Raw genomic sequence first — 19,888 nt, 5'->3', positions numbered from 1 at the left:
AAGTATTCATTATAAGTAGCTTTTTATCAACACTAAGCCCTCGCCCAAGCTTGCTTTATGGCACATTTTTATACAGTTTTGGCAGCAAATCACAATTTTGGGGTGTGTCGGGCGTCGTTTGTACAGTCTAGTATCAAAAAAAACGTCACGACAAGTTCTTGTCGTGACGTTTTCGACTCATAATGCGCTTTTTCGCGCCATTTTACGCTTCCTTTAGGATTTTCAGCATGCGGCGTAGAGGCTCAGCGGCACCCCACAGCAACTGATCACCCACCGTAAAGGCCGACAGGTATTGGGGACCCATGTTCATCTTGCGCAAACGGCCGACCGGGATTTCCAGCTTACCGGTCACGGCAGTGGGCGTGAGATCCCGCAAAGTAGCCTCGCGCTCGTTGGGTATCACTTTCGCCCACTGGTTGGATTCGGCAATCAGGGACTCCACATCTGACAACGGCACGTCCTTATTGAGCTTGATGGTCAGGCCCTGACTGTGGCAGCGCATGGAGCCCACTCGTACACACACCCCATCAACCGGAATCGGGTTATCGCTACGACCGAGAATCTTGTTGGTCTCAACCTGCCCTTTCCACTCTTCTTTGCTCTGACAGTTATCCAACTGCTTGTCGATGAAAGGCAACAAGCTGCCCGCCAGAGGATGCTCGAAATGCTCGGTGGAAAAATCGCTGCTGCGCATGGTGGCCGCTACTTGCCGGTCAATTTCCAAGATCGCTGAGCGCGGATCGGCCAGTTTGTCTTTGACGGCACTGTTGAGCTCACCCATTTGGGTAAGCAGCTCGCGCATATTCTGCGCACCGGAACCGCTGGCCGCTTGGTAAGTCATGGCGGATACCCACTCCACCACACCGGCGTTGAACAAACCGCCCAGGCCCATCAGCATCAAACTGACGGTGCAGTTGCCGCCCACGTAGTTCTTGATGCCTTTGGCAATACCATCCTGAATGACATCCAGGTTCACCGGGTCCAGTACAAGTACCGCATCGTCTTTCATGCGCAGGGTGGACGCGGCATCAATCCAGTAGCCTTGCCAGCCGCTCTCGCGCAGCTTGCCGAAAACCTCATTGGTGTAGTCGCCACCCTGGCAGGTCACGATAGCGTCCAGAGGCTTGAGTGCCTCCAGGTCGAAGGCGTCTTGCAGCGGCGGTACACCGGCCGCTACAGCGGGAGCTTGGCCACCGGCGTTTGAGGTGGAGAAGAATACCGGCTCGATACCGGCAAAGTCGTTTTCTTCCTGCATGCGCTCCATCAATACGGAGCCGACCATACCGCGCCATCCAATAAAACCTACTTTCATAATGTCTCTCTCTTAGTCCTGGGTGTGTGAATGTACCAGCCGGGATTAACCGGCTTCAGTCCAACTGGGTTGACTAAATTGTTACCACCAGGGAAAGGATGCCCGGTGTTTTGAGACCCTCGGAGGCAGGGAGCCGACGAGGAGCGTACAGGGACGTATTTACAGCGTGTCTCAAAACACCGGGTATCCTTTCCCTCTCAATTCCGTGCTTACTTAAGGTTATAGACAAAATTTTACCGGGACAGACTGTTAACCACAGCGTCGCCCATTTCTTTGGTGGATACCTTCTTGCTGCCGTCCGTCACAATGTCCGCGGTGCGCAGGCCTTGATCCAGCACATCGCCCACAGCGGCCTCTATCGCATCCGCCGCCTCTGCCATTCCAAGAGAATAACGCAACATCATAGCGGCGGACAGTATGGTGGCGAGTGGATTGGCCAAGCCCTGTCCGGCGATATCCGGTGCTGAACCGTGACAGGGTTCATACATGCCCCGGCCGTCTTTATTCAGTGAGGCTGAAGGCAACATACCGATGGATCCGGTGAGCATCGCGGCGGCGTCCGACAAAATGTCGCCGAACATGTTTCCGGTTACCAGCACGTCAAACTGTTTAGGCGCGCGCACCAACTGCATGGCGGCGTTGTCCACGTACATGTGGGACAACTCCACGTCCGGATACTCCGGAGCCAACCGATCCATCACTTCCCGCCACAACATGGTGACTTCAAGTACGTTGGCTTTGTCCACTGAACAGACACGCCCCTGGCGCTTTCGTGCCATCTCAAACGCGATTCGCCCAATACGCTCAATCTCGCTCTCTTTGTACACGTAGGTGTTGTAGCCTTCGCGCTCGCCGTTGTCCAAGGTTCTAATACCACGTGGCTTACCGAAATAAATACCGCCGGTCAGCTCGCGCACAATGAGGATATCCAACCCGGAAACCACCTCCGGCTTAAGACTGGAAGCATCCACCAATTGCGGGTACAACAAGGCTGGACGAAGGTTGGCGAACAGCTCCAGCTTGGAGCGAATTTGCAGCAAGCCCTGCTCGGGGCGAATGGACCGGTCCAGCGTATCCCACTGAGGGCCACCGACGGCGCCCAGCAGGATAGCATCAGCGGCACGCGCTTTTTCCAAAGCGCCGTCGGCCAAAGGCACACCGTGGGCGTCGATGGAACAACCGCCCATAAGATCTTCATCAAAGCTCAAACCCAAGCCCATTTTTTTGTCGGTGGCTTCGAGCACCTTGCGTGCTTCGGCAACGATCTCCGGGCCAATACCGTCGCCCGGCAGAATCAGAATGTTTTTACTCACTGTGTTTGTCCTATGTTGGTTACTGCTGAACAACCTGCGTTTTAATCATTCACTGTTAGCGTTTCGCCGTTTCGGCCTTCACCGCATCAAACAGCCAGGGCGCTTCCTGACGACGTTTCGCCTCGTAGGCTTTAATGGCATCGGCCTGCTCTAAGGTCAAGCCGATATCATCCAAGCCTTTGAGCAAACAGTGTTTGCGGAAGTCATCCACCTCAAAAGTAAACACTTCGCCGTCTGGCGTGGTTACCGCTTGCGCCTCCAAATCGACGGTCAATTGATAACCGTCATTGGCATACAACTGCTGAAACAGTTTCTCCACTACCGGCTCGGGCAACACCACGGGCAAAAGCCCATTTTTAAAACAGTTGTTGTAGAAAATATCGGCAAAGCTGGGCGCGATCACACAGCGAAAACCGAAGTCTTCCAGCGCCCAGGGCGCATGCTCGCGACTGGAGCCGCAACCAAAGTTGGCCCGCGCAAGCAGTACGGTGCTGCCCTGATAGCGGCGCTGATTGAGCGGAAAGTTGGGATTCAATGGCCGATGACTGCAGTCCTGATCGGGCTGACCTTCGTCCAAGTAACGCAACTCATCAAACAAGTTTTTACCAAAACCCGTGCGCTTAATGGATTTCAAAAACTGTTTGGGGATGATCATGTCGGTATCGACGTTGGCGCGATCCATGGGCGCGACTAAACCCGTGACTTGGGTAAAACTTTTCATGCCTGACCTCCTTCTACAAAGTCGCGCACATCGACGAAGTGACCGGCGATAGCCGCCGCAGCCGCCATAGCGGGGCTGACCAAATGAGTTCGGCCGCCATAGCCCTGCCGGCCCTCAAAGTTACGGTTGGAGGTGGATGCACAGTGCTCACCGGCACCGAGCTTGTCCGCGTTCATGGCCAGGCACATGGAGCAGCCAGGCTCGCGCCACTCTAAACCGGCATCCAGGAAAATTTTGTCCAACCCTTCGGCTTCGGCTTGGGCTTTTACCGCGCCGGAACCCGGCACCACCATAGCCTCCTTCACCGAATCCGCTTTGCGGCGGCCTTTGACCACTTGCGCCGCCGCACGCATGTCTTCAATGCGCGCATTGGTGCAGGAGCCAATAAAGACCCGATCGAGTTTAATGGACTCAATGGGCTGACCCGCTTTAAGCCCCATATACTCCAGCGCACGCACCATGCTTTCACGCTTGGCCGGGTCTGACTCGGCGGCCGGATCAGGCACCTTAGCCCCCACCGGGCCAACCATTTCGGGAGAGGTACCCCAACTGACTTGCGGCTCTATATCTTCCGCACGAAGGGTAACGACTTTGTCGAATACGGCACCGGGATCGCTGTGCAAGTCTTGCCAACTGGCCACGGCTTTTTCCCAGTCTTCGCCCTTCGGCGCGAACATCCGGCCACGGACGTAATCAATCGTGGTGTCGTCCACCGCTACCATCCCCGCCCGGGCACCCGCTTCAATGGCCATATTGCACACAGTCATTCGACCTTCCATGGACATATTGCGGAACACATCGCCACCAAACTCCAAGGCGTGGCCGTTGGCACCAGCGGTTCCGATTTTGCCGATGATCGCCAAGATCACGTCTTTAGGCGTAACACCAACGCCCAAGGTGCCATTAACCTCCACCAACATGTTTTTCATTTTTTTGGACACCAGGCATTGGGTGGCCAGCACGTGCTCGACTTCGCTGGTGCCTATGCCGTGGGCCAAAGCGCCCAAGGCACCGTTGGTGGCAGTATGGGAATCGCCACACACCACGGTCATGCCCGGCAAACACGCGCCCGTTTCGGGCCCAATGATGTGCACGATCCCCTGCCGAGCGTCGTTGATTTTGAATTCCACAATGCCGTAGGCATCGCAGTTGTCATCCAGCGTTTGCACCTGGATCAGGGACACGGGATCTTCGATACCGGCAACCCCGGAAGCGCGCTCCTTTTGAGTTGTGGGAACATTGTGATCCGGTGTGGCCAATATGGAGTCCACACGCCAAGGCTTGCGCCCCGCCAGACGCAAACCTTCAAAAGCCTGGGGCGATGTCACTTCATGGATAATGTGGCGATCGATATAGATCAACGCCGAGCCATCGTCGCGCTGCTGCACCACATGGCTGTCCCAGAGTTTGTCGTAAAGAGTTCTAGCGCTCATAAGTCAATGAGTCCGAGGTCAATGGATCCGAAGTAAATGGGTCAAGGGTTACTGATCAAGAAGCGTATTTTACGGCGGCCTCACCAATAACACAAATTCATAATTTTTATCTATTGCATTCCATTGTGGAATTCATAAACTGACCGCATCTGGGTCGCGCCGCGGACTAGCCGACCCACACACGCCATCACCCTCTGGATCTACTATGGATACTCAGCACTTACACGCCTTTGTGGCCGTGGCCGAAACTGGCTCCTTCTCGGCAGCCGGCCAGCGCTTGCACCTGACTCAACCAGCGATCAGCAAACGTATCGCCACCTTGGAGCTACAGCTGGGAAGCCCACTGTTTGACCGAGTCGGCCGCCAGATATCCCTGACCCAGGCGGGACAGTCCCTGCTGCCCAACGCCAAGCGCATCTTGCGGGAAGTGGCCGACGCGGAACGCGCGGTGGCGGATCTGCAAGGTGAAGTTCGGGGCACCTTGAGCATGGCCACCAGCCATCACATCGGTTTACACCGTTTGCCGCCCGCCCTGAGGCATTTCACTGAGCGCTACCCGGAAGTCAAATTGGATCTGCACTTTTTGGACTCGGAGCAAGCCTATGAGGAAGTTCTGCAGGGGCGCTATGAACTTGGAGCCGTCACTTTGGCGCCGGAACCTGACACGCGCATCGCGGGTGAAAAAGTCTGGGTGGATGAATTACTCTTTACCGCCGCTCACAACCATCCTTTAGCCGAACGGGAAACCCTGGAACTGGCTGACCTAAGCCCCTGGCAAGCCATCATGCCCGATGCTCAAACCTATACCACGCGCTTGGTGCGCGAATTGTTCGACAAGCAGAGCCAAACACTGGAAATCAACATGGTAACCAACCATCTAGACACCATAAAAATGATGCTGTCCATTGGGCTCGGTTGGGGGGTATTACCGCAGAGTCTATTGGGAGACGGCCAGCTACGAGTATTGAATGTTCAGCACCCGCCGCTGAGCCGCGATTTGGGAATGATCTATCACCGGCAGCGCAACCTGAGTAACGCCGCGCGGGTGTTCTTGCAGTTGGTTAAGGGCTTTTAGAGCTTAAGATTTCCGTAAGCCGAGCGGGCTGCGCCCTTTGCGGGACACGCTGTGAATGCGTCCCTGCACGCTCGACGTCGGCATCCATGCCTCCGACGGTCCCGCAAAGGGCGCAGCCCGCTCAGCTCCGTGCCATACAATTGCCTCTGAGCTCCGAAACTCGAGTTAGAACTCGATGCTGCGCATGTATTCGGCACCGTCAGCCACGGCCTGCAAAGGCGTTGTGCCCTCGTAATCTTCCTGCTCCACGATGAAGTACTCCATGCCCTGCTCTCTCGCCAGCGGCAGCAAGGTCGGCCAGTCAATGGCACCCTGACCCAGAGTGGTGGACTGAGGCTGACCATTTGTGCGGATATCTTTAACGTGCGAGAGCGCGAAGCGACCCGGATACTTGCGCAACCACTGCGCGGGGTCGGCATTCACAGCGGCAACCCAGTAAATATCCAGTTCGAAATCCACCAAGTCGGCGTCGGTGTTTTCCATCAGCAGGTCTTGGGGATATTGGCCTTCCATCTCCTCAAACGTGTAACCATGGTTGTGGTAGGCAAAGCGCAGACCCGCGTTTTTGGCGATCTCCCCGGCACGGTTGAATTCTTCAGCCAGCGTCCGGTACTCGTCCAGGCTGTTGCGTTGGGCGTAAGGACAAATTAGGTATTTAACGCCAATCTCAGCGGCCTCATCCACCTTGCGGCTGAAGCTATCAAAATCGTTAAAATTGTTGACGTGGCTGGAGATCATGGTCATGCCCAGCTCGTCCATATACTCTTTGAAACCGGTATTGCCCATGCCCCAGTAAATCCCCATGGGGCCTTCGTAGCTTTCTATCTGCTTATAATCGTAGGACGCCACTTGAGCCAGTACGGCACGAGGGTCTTCTTGAATCACATCACGCAAGGTGTACAGCTGCAAGCCAAACTTATTCCCGTTGTTGCCCGGACCAGCGGCGGCTGGAACGGCGGATTCTTCGCGACCACAGGCGCTCAGCAACGCTGCCGAGCCCATGCTGGCAGCAATCATAGTGCCCGATGCCAAACCACCGGACAGCCGTAAAAAGGATCTTCGATTGATTGTGTTCATGTATTGGACCTCTCTTTGGGGTTTATTGGAATTGTATAAAGCTTGCCGTTTTTTCTTCTTCCACCTCTGGCGAGGCTCCCTTTATACGTGAAAACGCGTCGACTGCAAAGTTACGTCATACGGCTACACAGACGCGCTTTAGGCACAATTCGAGTATCACAAAGTTAGCCCAATCACACTTTTTCCCGCCACCTCTGCTAAGATAGGTGCACGTAACTATCAACCACAGGGCGGTTTTTGCTCTGCCAGTAAGAACACACCGCTGGCGGCAGCCCATGACAACTTTGCAGGAAATACCCTATGAAAAAGCTTATTCTCGCCACAGGCCTGGCACTTGCCTCTCCCTTCGCCTCCGCCGATCTTTTGGCTCTGCATGCTGGCGCCGGTTACTGGCAGGGGGAGTACAGTGGTCAGGTGGGTAATCCCAGCATCAGCGCTGAGCAGTTGGGGCTGGAAGAAAGTGACAACATGTACGTTTATCTGGCGTTCGAGCACTTTCTGCCCGTGCTGCCCAACGCCCGCGTACAACATACTCGCATCAGCAGCAGTCAGACATCCCGAATTGACCAGACGTTCACGCTGGACAACCAGACATACTTTGCCAATGAAGAGGTAGCAACGGATCTGGATTTGACCCATACCGACCTTACCCTTTACTACCAAATCATGGATAACTGGGTAACTCTGAATCTGGGTCTCACTCTGCGTCTCTTCGACGGTTACATCCGCGCCGAAGGCGAAGCTTTCACCGAAACCGTGGACATTGATCAGGCCATTCCCATGGTGTACGGTCAGGCGCGTTTTCGCCTCCCGTTCTCCGGCTGGTCCGTGGGCGCTCAGGGCAATGTTTTGAGCTTTAACGATCACAGCGTCACCGATGTCAGCGCCAATGTAGGCTACACCTTCCGCTCAGCCATCGATGCCGGCATTGAGCTGGGTTACCGTCAGCTGAGTGTTGAAATGGACAATGGTGGTGCTCACGCAGACATGGATCTTAAAGGACCCTACGCGGCCGTTACGCTTAAATTCTAAGGTCCGCCCCAAGGCCATTAACGACTCACAGGGAAGTGAGGAGTGTCCCGAAGCGCCGGGAGCGCGTAGGGTCCGACTTACAGGGTCGTGAGGTATCCCGAAGCGCCGGGAGCTCGCAGGGACCGGCCCTCAGTCCATCTTCAGATCAAAGTGATCCGCGTCCAAGTGAGCGGGAAACGACGCCCGGTATTCACTTAAGCGGCTGGCATCCAGCTCGACACAAAAGCAACCCGGTTCATCTCCCGCCTCCAGCAACACTTCGCCGCCCGGTCCGTAGACTCCGGTATCTCCCTGGTACGCTTGCCCGGAATCATCCTGGCCAATTCTGTTTACGCCCACCACATAACTGAGATTCTCAATGGCGCGCGCCTGCAATAATCGCTGCCAGTGCAAAGCGCGGGCCGCGGGCCAGTTCGCCACGTAAAGCGCCAGGTCGTAATCGTTACGATTGCGACTCCACACCGGGAAGCGCAGGTCATAGCACACCAGGGGCAGAATTCGCCAGCCACGCAGCTCCACGAGCACCCGCTCCCGCCCCATGGCGAAACGTTGATGCTCCCCGGCCATGCGGAATAGGTGCCGCTTATCGTAGTGCCGATAACGACCGTCCGGCGGCATCCACACCAGCCGGTTCACATATCGACCGGCTTCCAGCACCACCAAACTGCCGGTAACCACAGCACCGAGTTTTTGTGCCTGGTCCGCCATCCACTGATAGGCACGGCCGTCCACACTCTCGGCATAATCCCGGGCACTGGCGCTAAAACCGGTGGTGAACACTTCTGGCAGTACCAACAGATCGCAACCTTGGGCGCCCGCCATCTGCTCCTCGTACCACTGCAGGTTCGCTTCCGGTGCCCGGGCAACAATTGCGCTTTGGATCAAGGCCACGCGTAAGTTGTTCATAGTTTGCTCGCTCCCGGGTTGTCGTCTCGAATTCCCCACCAGCCAATAGCATACGCCAGTAACGCCGCTACGGCAGCGGCGGCAAAGGTCCATTGCGGACTAAAGTCCCACACCAACCCGCTTAACATGGCGCCCAAGGCACCGCCTGCGCCAAAACTCAAGGCGCTGTACAAGGCTTGTCCATGCCCCTGCTGCCGCCCTGGAAACTGCCGCCGAACCCACTCAATTGCCATCGCGTGCGCCACCGCAAAACTGAACGCGTGCAACAATTGCGCTAGCAAAAGAACACCTAAGCTCCCAGCACCAAAGCCAATCATGACCCAGCGCACAGCCGTCAGTAACAGGCTAACCAAGAGCAAATAGCGCACACCCCAGCGACGCACCAACTTGTGCATCACCAAAAAAATGCCCACTTCCGCCACCACGCCCAGCGCCCAAAGCAGACCGGTGGCGGAGCGGGTATAACCGTACTGCTCCACTAAATACAGACTGTAAAACGTGTAGTAGGGTCCATGACTTAGCTGCAGTAAAAAGCACACTGCAAAAAAGCTTAAACTCGCAGGCTGGCTCAGCAGATGCCGAAGACTGTGCGTGACTTCGTCGGAACTCTGTTGGGCGCCGGCCGGCAAACTGAGGCTGGCCAGCAAAATCATGATCAAAAAACTGAGGATAAAAACGGGCAGATGGTAAATATCGACCACATCGAACACCCAGCCCAAACCGACCACGGCCAGAATAAAGCCCACCGATCCCCACAGCCTAATTTGGCTATAGCGATCATAATGTTGATCCAGATAATCTAAGGTGACAACTTCGAATTGGGGTAAAACGGCGTTCCAAAAGAAGGTATAGCAGGCCACGACCAGAGCCAGCCAGGCAAACTCCGAGCGATAAAAAAAGATACCCAAAAAGGTGAGACAGGCGAGAAAACTACCTAGACGGATTACCCCCAAGCGCTGGCCTGAATGCTCCGCAAGCCAGCCCCAAAACAGCGGTGCCACCACCTTGGTGCCCATGATGATGGCGGCGATCAGGCCGATTTGTGGCGAGGAATAACCCAGAGACTTGAGGTACAGACCCCAATAGGGAATCAGGGCCCCGAGTACCGCAAAGTAAAACGCATAGAAGCCCGACAGTCGCCAGTACGGCAAGTCCCGCCGAGCCACCATAAGCGGCCGCCCTAACCCTCTGCCTGGGCGGGAATTACCGGCACGCTGTGTTCCACCGCACCGTTCTGCGCCCTTTGCCGCAAGGCGTGATCCATGAGCACCAGAGCCAGCATGGCCTCAGCGATGGGCGTCGCACGGATACCCACGCAGGGATCATGGCGGCCGGTGGTAACCACCTCCACGGGTTCGCCGTGTGAGTTCACACTGCGCCCGGGAATGCGCAAGCTGGACGTGGGCTTGAGGGCCAAGTGGGCCACGATGTCCTGGCCGGAGGAGATGCCGCCGAGAATGCCTCCGGCATTGTTGGACAGAAACCCCTCTGGGGTTATCTCGTCCCGGTGGTCAGTGCCCTTTTGCGCCACGGACGCAAAGCCAGCGCCGATCTCGACACCTTTGACGGCATTGATGCTCATCAGACCATGAGCGATATCGGCGTCGAGTCGATCAAAAATCGGTTCGCCCAATCCCGGACTCACGCCTGTTGCCACTACGGTAATTTTGGCACCGACGGAATTGCCCTCTTTGTTCAGGGCTTGCATATACTCTTCCATGGCGGCCACTTTGCTAGCATCCGGACAAAAAAACGGGTTTTGATCGATCTGTTCCCAGTCCACTTGCTCGATGGCAATGGGACCCAGTTGGGATAAATAACCGCGCACTTCAATACCAAAGTGTTCACGCAAATACTTTTTAGCAATGCCACCGGCAGCCACACGCATGGCAGTCTCGCGGGCCGAGGAGCGTCCGCCGCCCCGATAATCCCGCACGCCGTACTTCTGCATATAGGAGTAATCCGCGTGCGCCGGACGAAACTGATCCTTGATATTGGAATAATCTTTGGAGCGTTGATCGGTGTTCTCAATCAACAAACCAATGGGTGTACCGGTGGTTTTACCTTCAAACACGCCGGACAGTATGCGCACCTGATCCGCTTCCCGGCGCTGAGTGGTATAACGTGATTGACCGGGTTTACGCCGATCCAGATCCTGTTGCAAGTCCTCCTCGGACAGACTCAATCCGGGCGGGCAGCCGTCCACCACCGCGCCCAAGGCCGGGCCGTGGCTTTCACCAAAGGTGGTCAGGGTAAAGAGTTTGCCAAAGGTATTACCGGACATAACGGAATCCAAGAGTTAAAGAGTGTTTGAGGGCGATTATACGTGACTCGCGGGAAAGCTGTCTCGCAGGTCCGCCGCGGCGAGCACAAAAACCCCATGGCCACCCCGCTCAAATTCCACCCAGGTCATGGGCAGCTCGGGAAAAGCATCTTCCAACGCAGCCTGTGAATTGCCCACTTCCACGACCAAAAGGCCGTCTTCACTGAGATGGCCTGAGGCCTCCTGAAGCAGCCGGCGGGTAAAATCCAGACCGTCGGCGCCGGAGGCCAATCCAAGCGCCGGCTCGGCATGGTATTCCGCCGGCATAGCCGCCAGATCCTGCTGATCGACGTAGGGGGGATTGCTGACAATGAGGTCGTACACCTGGCCTTCTAGCCCTGCAAACAGGTCGGACTCCCGGGCTTCGACCCGGTCTTCCAACTGATGGCCCACAATATTTTGTTCCGCGACTTGCAGCGCGTCGGGAGAAATATCGCTCAGGTCCACGCGTGCTTCCGGGAAGGCGTAGGCACACGCAATACCGATGCAGCCGCTGCCAGTACACAGATCCAAAATACGCTCCGGTTCCTGACTCAACCAGGGTTCGAAACGCTGCTCGATCAATTCGGCGATAGGCGAGCGCGGGACCAAAACCCGCTCATCCACCCGAAATCGCAAGCCGGCAAACCAAGCCTCACCCGTTAAATAAGCCGCGGGGACACGCTCTTGAATTCGCCGCTGCAACAGATTGACCACGGCGCGCCGCTCACTGAGTGTCAAGCGGGCGTCCAGCCACAGAGGGTTGGCCTCCTGTACCGGCAAATGCAGGGCGTGCAGCACCAATTGCACCGCTTCGTCCCAGGCGTTGTCGGTACCGTGGCCAAAATACAGCTCAGCGGCATTGAATTGGCTGGTTCCCCAGCGGAGGTAATCGCGTACGGAAAGGAGTTCGCTACAGATATCCTGCTCAGAAAGGCTCACGCGTTCGGGTCCTCAAAAAAAACGGTGGATCGGCGGGGCATTGTAACCTGTTTGGGCGCAGGTAAGCTCACGCCACGCCGTTTTCAAGCGATAACCGTAAAGCTACGCAAAGCTGATGAATAGCGCGAGTGTACCCCGCCGCTTATTTTGTAACTTATGGCGAGTGGATTTCTTCGCCAATCAAGGCGCTTTTCTGCAGGCATAGTGGGCCTACGTCAAAGAAAAGCAACGCAGAGTGGCGGAAAGAGGTGCCGTTATAAGTTATGAAATGAGTGGCGGGATACACTACACTTTACCCCGATTGCACTTTCGCTTAGTCTAGCGCCCGCTCAGGGTCCCGCCGAGACTCGCGACCGTAACGATGCCCCCAGGGGCGAGGAAATTAACATGAAAGAACACTTTGCCGAAATCATCAAAAGCGTAGGCGAAGACCTGAATCGCCCCGGTCTAGCGGATACCCCAGAGCGCGCGGCCAAGGCGTTTCAATTCTTGACCCGAGGCTATCATCAGAACATCGATGATGTGGTCAACGGCGCGCTATTTCCTTCCGACTCTGACGAAATGATCATCGTTAAGGACATTGAGCTTTACTCCATGTGCGAGCACCACATGTTGCCATTTATTGGCAAGGCGCACGTGGCCTACATTCCTACCGGTCACGTATTGGGACTGTCCAAGATTGCGCGGATTGTCGATATGTTCGCCCGCCGGCTACAGATTCAGGAACAGTTAACGCTGCAAATCGCCAATTCCATTCTGGACATAACCGGCGCGTCAGGCGTGGGCGTTATTATCGAAGCTAAGCATATGTGCATGATGATGCGCGGTGTAGAGAAACAGAATTCCACCATGAAAACCTCCGCCATGCTGGGTAGCTTCCGCAGTAACCAGGCGACCCGTGGCGAGTTTTTGTCTCTGTTGCGTTAACAGCGCCGTACATCATTCCACACGACTAGGGTGTCATTCCCATAGCCTGCTAAGGTAGCAGCACAACCTCTACCCGCGCGCTCCGCTCCCCCCGGCGCGCGGGCGCCAGCCCTCCCAGACCAAAAGCTTCCAGGCGGCCGCTCTCAACACCCTCCTCTTGCAACGCCGCTTGAAGCGCCTGGGCGTATTGTAACGACGCCCGCCGCTGACCATCCAAATCCGTACCACCGTAGTCATGCCCCACTAAGGCTAAACGCCAATCGGATTCCTGCTCTAACAGTTCCACTAGCACGTCGACGTGAGCCTCTGACAACAGGACTTCACGCTCATCCACGGTTCCGGTAACGGTCAAACCGGGAAACACAAAATAACCCTGGGAGCGCAGCTGGTTCGCTAGACTGGCCGGATCGGAGGCAATCTCCTCCTCCGCGCTTACGGTCGGTACCACTAAGTCCACCTGCATATACACACGGCGGTTGCCACGCTGCACCGAATACAAGGTGACATAATACGTGCGCTGGGCGCGAGTTAACTCATACACGGCATAATGTTGATACTGGTCCAGGCCGTGCAATTGAATTACGTTGAAATGCTGATTCGCCCAGCGGCTGCTACTGCCACATTCCCGACCTGTGCAAGAGAATAACTGACGGGGTGAAAAAGGCTGTAGTTGCTCACGATAAAAATCAAATCCCTCCGGCGCGCTGTAACCCGATGACAATTCCAGTGTTCTGCGAATCACCGTGCCTTTCAAGCGCCGCTCCCTTTGTATCTGCCACTGATTTCCTGAGCGACGAAATAACCCCAGCGCCAAGGTGTAGTCGGCATTAGCCTGACGCTGATCAAGCAATGTGCGCGCACCGGGAAAAACCTCTAATCCCAGGGGGTCTTCTACCGAACGCGCCTGGGCATGACTGGTTAGCAAAAAAACCGCCCAAACAATGACTGCGTAACGTGCAAACGCCAAGGGAAACCTCTCTTTAGTTAATCGTCTACGGCCACGGCGGTGGCAGTGTCAAAAAATGGCTGCAAGATAGTGGCAACTTTGTCCGCCTGCTCTTCCATATGCAAATGATGTCCGCCGGGCAGTAATTCCATATTCAAGGGTGAGAATAAATCTAAAGCTTCACGGTAATGCGGAAACATTTCGGGAATCCCCTCCTCCGCCAGTATCAGTTTAACGGGGGCCTCAATACGCTGAATAAATGCTTTGATATGGTCCTCGGTCAACTTGACCGCCGAAGGAGCAAAGAGGCGTTGATCGGTACTCCAGGTATACCCCCCTTCGACCGGCCGGACTCCTCGTTCTGTGAGGGCACTGGCGGCTTGATAACTGAGCGGGAACATACCGCGCTCACGAGCACGTACAGCGCGATCCAGATCTTTATACACGCGCAGGGGTTTGCATGCCAGGGCGCGCCCCTCGGAGATAGAACGAGCGAGCTGCCCGGGGGCATCAGCAGCAGTAGGTGGTTTTGGCCACAGCCCTTCGACCAGGGCCAGATGTGAGATTCGCTCGGGAAAGGTACCCGCGGCTAGCATGCCAATCATGGCGCCGCGTGAGTGGCCCAAAAGGGCAAAACGCTCCCACCCCAACTGATCCGCAATGGCGAATACTTCAGCCACGTCTTCCCAGATGTTGTAGGGCGCCGAACCGGGGCGGTGGTCACTTTGGCCGTGACCGGCCAGGTCCAGGGCGACCAGGTGCAATCCGGTTAGCTGAGGGGCGATAACATTGAAGCTGGCGCTATTGTCCAACCAACCGTGTAAGGCCATAACGGGCATCTGTCCCTCCGCACCCCAATCCTGGGCCGCGAATGACAAACCATCGACATCTAACCTGAGCTCCCGTGGCATCAAACCTCACCTCTTAGCCTTCGTACCAGCCCCGGAGTGTAACAGGTTTAAATTCCAAGAATGACTTACGGTTATGAGCTCCGAGGCCTACATAAGCGGGTGACGCAGCCACAGTAATTCGCCCATGCCGGACGCGGCAAACTCCATTTCGATACACGCCAATGTGGAGGTCCCCAATGGGTGGTAACCGGGCTCGGTTCCACACAAGTCGTTTACCAGCTCACCCACCAACGGTTGATGGCTAACCAACATCAAAGTTTCGCAATGGCTGTTGTACATTTGCTGGTAAAGCCCGTCCAGATCCGCCTCGGGCACGAGGGTTTCCGTCACTTGAGTCGGCACCTGCCGCCCGAGTACTTCGCAAACCACTTCCGCGCTTTGGCGTGCGCGCACCAGGGGGCTCACCCACAACTCCTCCACCGATTCAAGCTTGTCCCGACAACTGGACAGCAAGCGCGCCAGGTCCTCTCGGCCCGACGGCGTGAGTCGACGCTGGGCGTCGGTAAGTGCATGGGGCTCGGCTCGTCCATGACGCAGTACAAAAAGCTTCATAAGCTCCCCCACACTCAGGTGTTTGGCTTGTCGGTAGGCGGCTTGTTTGTGGGCTCCTCTGGAGGCGCCTCAGCGGTAGGCGGCTTCGGCGCCTTGGTTTTGGCGGCCGCTTTGGCCGAGGTGCCGCGTTTGGTTACCGCTCCTTTGGCGCGTGAGGCGCGTGGGCGCGGCTTACGTGCAGAAGCAGGAGGTGGAGCCGTACTTTCCTCCGTTGCCGGCCAGTCATCAAACGGGAACGGCTTGTCCTCTCGGTTATACGTTAGAAAACGTAGTGTCTGATAGATGTACTGCGCAAGCGATTGCCCAAACTCGCGCAAGTTGCGATTATCCCGACCGGTAATCAGAGAAAACAAAAACTGCAGTACCACGACCGCAGCCATGACAATCACGGCCACGTACAAAATAAAGGCAAACAGCACCATAAACAGGAGCCGCAACCAATGTGTACCGGACGTCAAATTACTTTTTAATTCTTCGCTATTCATTATTGTACTCCCATGTATTCCACGTCGTGGCTTTGTTCACCCAACATCAGTTGTCGTACCACGTCGGGTATGGCTTTGCCTTCGAACAGCACGCCGTATAACCCGGACATCAATGGCATGTATATTCCCATCTCATCCGCTTTCTGTTTGGTCTGTTTCAAGGTATTTACACCTTCGGCCACCTGCCCCAAACCGGCCACAACCTCCGACAGCGGCTTGCCCTGCCCCAGAGCGTAACCGACTTGGTAGTTCCGGCTCAAATTGGAGGTGCAAGTCAGAATCAAATCCCCCACTCCGGCCAAGCCCAAAAAGGTCATGGGATTCGCCCCCATGGCGCTGGCAAAGCGCCCCATTTCCGCAAGGCTACGGGTTAGAAGCATCGCCTGAGTGTTATGGCCAGCGCCTACGGCAGCGGCCATGCCGCAGATGATCGCATAGATATTCTTGAGCGCGCCACCCAACTCAACCCCATAGCGGTCACTGTTGGAGTAAACCCGAAAGGTTTCCGAACGCAGACTTTTTTGTACCGCCTCCACAACTTCGGCGTGCTCACTGGCAATCACGGTGCCCGTGTGTTGGCGTGCCACGATCTCTTTAGCAAAGTTCGGGCCGCTCAAAACTCCGTAGCGGTGATCCGGCAACTCTTGCTCCAGAATCTGGCTCATGAGCGTAAAGCCTTCGGGTTCAATACCCTTGGCGGTACTGATCACCATGGCATCAGCGCGTAACCAGGGGCGTATCTCCTTTGCCATGCCCCGAAAGCCATGGGTGGGAACCGATAGAAACACCACCTGGCTATTCTTTAACGCCAGTTCGAGATCCCCCGTTGCCGTTAACGCATCAACGAAAGGGTAACCGGGGAGGTACTGGGCGTTCTCGCGTTCGCGTTGACAGCGCTCGGCTTTTTCGGAATCACGCATCCACAAATAAGTGGGGAGACCATTCGCGGCGAGGATATTGGCAATGGCGGTACCAAAGCTGCCGCCACCGAGAACTGCCCATGTCAGAGCTTCAGTCATAATTTATACATCCATCATGTCGGTGAGGATCCTGCCTAATGGTTATTAGTGTAGCCCGAACCGGGTGGCAAGGTAATAACCTCGAGGAAAACTGTCACTTTTTTGCCCAACGGGATTCACATGACGATTGTCCACATTTTCTGTGGATAAGTTAGTGGATACATTTTGGGAAACCCGCCGAAAGCCGCATCAATCCTGCCCACTCTACAAATTGTCCAAAATTTAACCTTATTTATTTTCTCTATATTTATCAATAAGTTACGCTTGTTTGGCAGACTAAATTACGTTTTTTTACACCGACGCCAAGCCATTGACACGGCACGCACCTGAGGTGTGCATAAACGAGTTAGTGTCTCTTAACCGCAAAACTCCCGTAGCCTCAAAAGTTTCATATTGCAAGAATAAGATGACAGTATCTGTCATCTTATTTTGAACCAATTTCTGGCGGCGCTTGCTTCCACAAACGGTCAGTTTTGAATTCGATGACAGCTTTCCAGGGTTACTGTGCTCAGTCTTTGTGCACTGAGCCATAACCACCGTCCAGATAGACAAGAGGATCGAGCGCCAAAGGGCCAATGAGTACGTCAAAGATTCGGCCTATGACGATGTGGTGGGTGCCGTAGCTTACCACTTTGTCCGAAGCGCAAAAGAAGACCGCCTGGGCATCCGCCAGATAGGGAACCTGATCCGAACCCTCCCGCCAGTCCCCCAGGCTAAAGCGATCCTGGTAGCCTTCCATACCGGCACAGGCGTTGGAAATATCCCGCTGGTCCGTGCCGAGTATATTTACCGTGAAGTGACTGCCCAAGGTCGACACGTGCCCCTCCAGGGCCACTTGTTTGTTAACACAGACCAGAAGTGAGGCCGGAGTGTCTGAAACGGAGGTGACCGATGAGACGGTCATAGCAAAGCGGTCTCCGTGTTCAGTACGAGCCGATAGAACGGAAACACCCGAGGCCAGGCGGCGCATACCCATTTTCATTGCTGTGCCCAACTCGTGTTCTTGCATAGTGCCTCCGCTAAAAAATTAATCCGCTATTCTGACGACGCCCGCTAGAGGAAACAAGAGCCGCACCCCAAAAGCGCGCACTGAGGCACGCTGGGCCGACCCTATTTGCACCAATATCTCTTTTGGCCGTTGACGGGCGATATGGGCATGGGTATCATGCGCACCTCGCAAAATATGGCGTATCATGTTTTTGCCGGAGTGTAGCGCAGCCTGGTAGCGCGTCTGCTTTGGGAGCAGAATGTCGGGGGTTCGAATCCCTCCACTCCGACCATTTTCACGGGCCTGCGAGGGGTCCAGCCACGCGCCCGTAGCTCAGCTGGATAGAGCATCCGCCTTCTAAGCGGATGGTCGCAGGTTCGAGTCCTGCCGGGCGCGCCAATTTTTGGCGCACAATGCCAGTGGTAGCCCGGTACTGATCCGGACTCTCCTCTCGAGGAGAATTTTGGGGCCACTCAGGCCCTTAGTGTTTGTCACACCGCAATGGTGGCTGTAGCTCAGTTGGTAGAGCCCTGGATTGTGATTCCAGTGGTCGCGGGTTCGAGCCCCGTCAGCCACCCCAATTTCCCCTACCCATCCTCTTTTTGCTACTTTCTTTGCAACTTTGCCCTTCATAAATGCCTTGGCTCGATCCAAAGGCTTGTGGGACAATACCGCGCTTCGTTATCCGCGACCAAAAGGTACTTGGCCCCATGCCCGCACTTCTGCTTGATGGCAAAACACTTGCTCAGAAAACCGAACTGGAACTGGCCCAACGAGTTGAGGCGCTCAAACAGCGCAACCAGGGCGAGCCGCCTATCCTGGCCACCATTCTGGTGGGTGATGACCCAGCGTCCGCCACTTATGTAAAAATGAAAGGCAATGCCTGCGAGCGCATTGGCATGAAATCACTGCGTGTAGAGCTGCCAAGCTCCACCTCCACCGAGCAACTTCTGGCCAAAATTGAAGAGCTCAATACGGATCCAAACGTTCACGGTATCCTGCTCCAACACCCGGTCCCCGAACAAATTGATGAACGCCTTTGCTTTGACGCCATTAGCGCCAAGAAAGATGTGGATGGCGTTACTTGCCTGGGCTTTGGGCGCATGAGCATGGGCGAGCCCGCGTATGGTTGCGCCACGCCCATGGGCATTATGCGTTTGTTGCAAGCTTATGAAATCCCTCTGGCTGGCCAGCACGCGGTGGTGGTTGGGCGCAGCCCCATTCTCGGCAAGCCCATGGCCATGATGCTGCTTAACGCCAACGCTACGGTCACCATTTGCCACAGCAGAACGCGCGATTTGCCCGCACTGATTAAACAGGCGGACATTGTAGTGGGCGCGGTGGGCAAACCCGAATTTATTAAAGCCGAGTGGATCAAAGACGGCGCCGTAGTCGTGGATGCGGGTTACCACCCCAGTGAGCGCGTTGGTGATATCGAGCTGGGTCCGCTCACTGAGCGCGTAGCGGCTTACACACCTGTGCCTGGCGGTGTCGGCCCCATGACCATTAACACGCTGATTTACCAAACGGTGGAATCCGGCGAAAAAAGTTTGGCCTCTGAATAACTGAAGAAAACCATAAGAAGGAACTCCCTATGCGTTTAGCTATGTTTGTACTCGCTAGCCTTTCATTGTTTATAGCCACCACCGTCACCGCTGACACCAACGAGGCGCCACGCTTCGTCTGTACGTCTGGCGACAGTGAACGCGTCATCGAAGTGGTGTACCGCAACCCCGAGCGCACCCTGCCCTGCGAGGTTCGCTACCACAAGGACGGCGAGTCAGAGACGTTGTGGCGAGCGCAGAATGAGCCCGGCTTTTGCGAAAGCCAAGCTGAACGTTTCGCCTCCGATCAGGAACAGTGGGGCTGGGAGTGCGAGCCCTCCAACGACACGGACACCGTACCGAGCGAGTCAACAACTCACCATTACCACTAACGCGGGCTGCC

The 19,888-nt window shown here is 55.7% G+C and carries 20 protein-coding genes and 3 tRNA genes; 8 read left to right on the top strand and 15 right to left on the bottom strand.

Annotated elements, in window-relative coordinates:
* Nucleotides 1-202: 202 nt before the first annotated feature.
* The 4 genes from asd to leuC form a co-directional block, all read right to left on the bottom strand.
* A complete protein-coding gene (gene asd, locus RBH33_RS02420) occupies nt 203-1,312 on the bottom strand; it encodes an aspartate-semialdehyde dehydrogenase (protein ID WP_373568211.1) in 1,110 nt (369 codons plus the stop codon).
* A 233-nt stretch (nt 1,313-1,545) separates the two neighbouring features.
* Nucleotides 1,546-2,625, bottom strand: a complete 1,080-nt coding sequence (leuB, locus tag RBH33_RS02415; RefSeq protein ID WP_306730524.1) for a 3-isopropylmalate dehydrogenase — start codon at nt 2,623-2,625, stop codon at nt 1,546-1,548.
* 55 nt (nt 2,626-2,680) lie between these two features.
* Complete coding sequence (leuD, locus tag RBH33_RS02410) at nt 2,681-3,346, bottom strand: 3-isopropylmalate dehydratase small subunit (RefSeq protein WP_306730523.1); 666 nt, start codon at nt 3,344-3,346, stop codon at nt 2,681-2,683.
* The gene (gene leuC / locus RBH33_RS02405) at nt 3,343-4,779 is read right to left on the bottom strand and encodes a 3-isopropylmalate dehydratase large subunit (RefSeq protein ID WP_306730522.1); all 1,437 of its coding nucleotides are present in this window, start codon (nt 4,777-4,779) and stop codon (nt 3,343-3,345) included. Before leuC ends, leuD begins: the two co-directional genes overlap by 4 nt.
* A gap of 205 nt (nt 4,780-4,984) precedes the next feature.
* On the opposite strand from leuC, the gene RBH33_RS02400 reads away from it, so the two are divergent.
* Entirely contained in the window at nt 4,985-5,854 is an 870-nt protein-coding gene (locus tag RBH33_RS02400) for a LysR family transcriptional regulator (protein ID WP_306730521.1), read from the top strand.
* Between the two features lie 165 nt (nt 5,855-6,019).
* Here the strand turns inward: RBH33_RS02400 and RBH33_RS02395 are convergent, their stop codons facing one another.
* The gene (locus RBH33_RS02395; protein ID WP_306730520.1) at nt 6,020-6,931 is read right to left on the bottom strand and encodes a sugar phosphate isomerase/epimerase family protein; all 912 of its coding nucleotides are present in this window, start codon (nt 6,929-6,931) and stop codon (nt 6,020-6,022) included.
* Nucleotides 6,932-7,231: 300 nt separating this feature from the next.
* Between RBH33_RS02395 and RBH33_RS02390 the strand changes: the two genes are divergently transcribed.
* Entirely contained in the window at nt 7,232-7,963 is a 732-nt protein-coding gene (locus RBH33_RS02390; protein WP_306730519.1) for a TIGR04219 family outer membrane beta-barrel protein, read from the top strand.
* A gap of 129 nt (nt 7,964-8,092) precedes the next feature.
* On the opposite strand, the gene RBH33_RS02385 is transcribed toward RBH33_RS02390, so the two are convergent.
* The 4 genes from RBH33_RS02385 to prmB are packed head-to-tail and all read right to left on the bottom strand — an operon-like array spanning nt 8,093 to nt 12,113.
* The gene (locus tag RBH33_RS02385; RefSeq protein ID WP_306730518.1) at nt 8,093-8,869 is read right to left on the bottom strand and encodes an amidohydrolase; all 777 of its coding nucleotides are present in this window, start codon (nt 8,867-8,869) and stop codon (nt 8,093-8,095) included.
* Nucleotides 8,866-10,038: an MFS transporter gene (locus RBH33_RS02380; RefSeq protein WP_306730517.1), complete on the bottom strand. Its 1,173-nt coding sequence runs from the start codon at nt 10,036-10,038 to the stop codon at nt 8,866-8,868. The genes RBH33_RS02385 and RBH33_RS02380 overlap by 4 nt, the downstream gene beginning before the upstream one ends.
* A gap of 11 nt (nt 10,039-10,049) precedes the next feature.
* Nucleotides 10,050-11,153: a chorismate synthase gene (gene aroC, locus RBH33_RS02375; protein ID WP_306730516.1), complete on the bottom strand. Its 1,104-nt coding sequence runs from the start codon at nt 11,151-11,153 to the stop codon at nt 10,050-10,052.
* A gap of 36 nt (nt 11,154-11,189) precedes the next feature.
* Nucleotides 11,190-12,113: a 50S ribosomal protein L3 N(5)-glutamine methyltransferase gene (gene prmB, locus RBH33_RS02370; RefSeq protein ID WP_306730515.1), complete on the bottom strand. Its 924-nt coding sequence runs from the start codon at nt 12,111-12,113 to the stop codon at nt 11,190-11,192.
* 387 nt (nt 12,114-12,500) lie between these two features.
* Here prmB and folE point away from each other — a divergent pair, with 387 nt between their 5' ends.
* Complete coding sequence (gene folE, locus RBH33_RS02365; protein WP_306730514.1) at nt 12,501-13,040, top strand: GTP cyclohydrolase I FolE; 540 nt, start codon at nt 12,501-12,503, stop codon at nt 13,038-13,040.
* A gap of 49 nt (nt 13,041-13,089) precedes the next feature.
* Here folE and RBH33_RS02360 read toward each other — a convergent pair whose 3' ends face one another.
* From RBH33_RS02360 to RBH33_RS02335, 6 genes are all read right to left on the bottom strand, one after another.
* Nucleotides 13,090-14,007, bottom strand: coding sequence for a DUF4892 domain-containing protein (locus RBH33_RS02360; protein ID WP_306730513.1), 918 nt, complete (start codon nt 14,005-14,007; stop codon nt 13,090-13,092).
* Between the two features lie 17 nt (nt 14,008-14,024).
* The gene (locus RBH33_RS02355; protein ID WP_306730512.1) at nt 14,025-14,897 is read right to left on the bottom strand and encodes an alpha/beta fold hydrolase; all 873 of its coding nucleotides are present in this window, start codon (nt 14,895-14,897) and stop codon (nt 14,025-14,027) included.
* A gap of 87 nt (nt 14,898-14,984) precedes the next feature.
* Complete coding sequence (gene sixA / locus RBH33_RS02350; protein WP_306730511.1) at nt 14,985-15,449, bottom strand: phosphohistidine phosphatase SixA; 465 nt, start codon at nt 15,447-15,449, stop codon at nt 14,985-14,987.
* 14 nt (nt 15,450-15,463) lie between these two features.
* Entirely contained in the window at nt 15,464-15,934 is a 471-nt protein-coding gene (locus tag RBH33_RS02345) for a DUF4389 domain-containing protein (protein ID WP_306730510.1), read from the bottom strand.
* A complete protein-coding gene (locus tag RBH33_RS02340) occupies nt 15,934-16,953 on the bottom strand; it encodes an NAD(P)H-dependent glycerol-3-phosphate dehydrogenase (protein ID WP_306730509.1) in 1,020 nt (339 codons plus the stop codon). The genes RBH33_RS02345 and RBH33_RS02340 overlap by 1 nt, the downstream gene beginning before the upstream one ends.
* Before the next feature lie 508 nt (nt 16,954-17,461).
* Nucleotides 17,462-17,962, bottom strand: a complete 501-nt coding sequence (locus RBH33_RS02335; protein WP_306730508.1) for a flavin reductase family protein — start codon at nt 17,960-17,962, stop codon at nt 17,462-17,464.
* A 194-nt stretch (nt 17,963-18,156) separates the two neighbouring features.
* Between RBH33_RS02335 and RBH33_RS02330 the strand changes: the two genes are divergently transcribed.
* The 5 genes from RBH33_RS02330 (at nt 18,157) to RBH33_RS02310 (ending at nt 19,877) form a co-directional block, all read left to right on the top strand.
* Nucleotides 18,157-18,233, top strand: a tRNA-Pro gene (locus RBH33_RS02330).
* A gap of 30 nt (nt 18,234-18,263) precedes the next feature.
* Nucleotides 18,264-18,340: transfer RNA gene (locus tag RBH33_RS02325), tRNA-Arg, on the top strand.
* Between the two features lie 105 nt (nt 18,341-18,445).
* Nucleotides 18,446-18,521 (top strand) — tRNA-His (locus RBH33_RS02320).
* Nucleotides 18,522-18,651: 130 nt separating this feature from the next.
* The gene (gene folD, locus RBH33_RS02315) at nt 18,652-19,506 is read left to right on the top strand and encodes a bifunctional methylenetetrahydrofolate dehydrogenase/methenyltetrahydrofolate cyclohydrolase FolD (protein WP_306730507.1); all 855 of its coding nucleotides are present in this window, start codon (nt 18,652-18,654) and stop codon (nt 19,504-19,506) included.
* A 29-nt stretch (nt 19,507-19,535) separates the two neighbouring features.
* The gene (locus tag RBH33_RS02310) at nt 19,536-19,877 is read left to right on the top strand and encodes a hypothetical protein (RefSeq protein WP_306730506.1); all 342 of its coding nucleotides are present in this window, start codon (nt 19,536-19,538) and stop codon (nt 19,875-19,877) included.
* Nucleotides 19,878-19,888 lie beyond the last annotated feature (11 nt).

This window comes from Marinimicrobium hydrolyticum, from assembly GCF_030848505.1.
In the GTDB taxonomy this organism is placed as follows: Bacteria; Pseudomonadota; Gammaproteobacteria; order Pseudomonadales; family Cellvibrionaceae; genus JAVDDU01.
The sequence above is the reverse complement of the archived record's forward strand: the minus strand, read 5'-3'. Positions and strand labels throughout refer to the sequence as shown.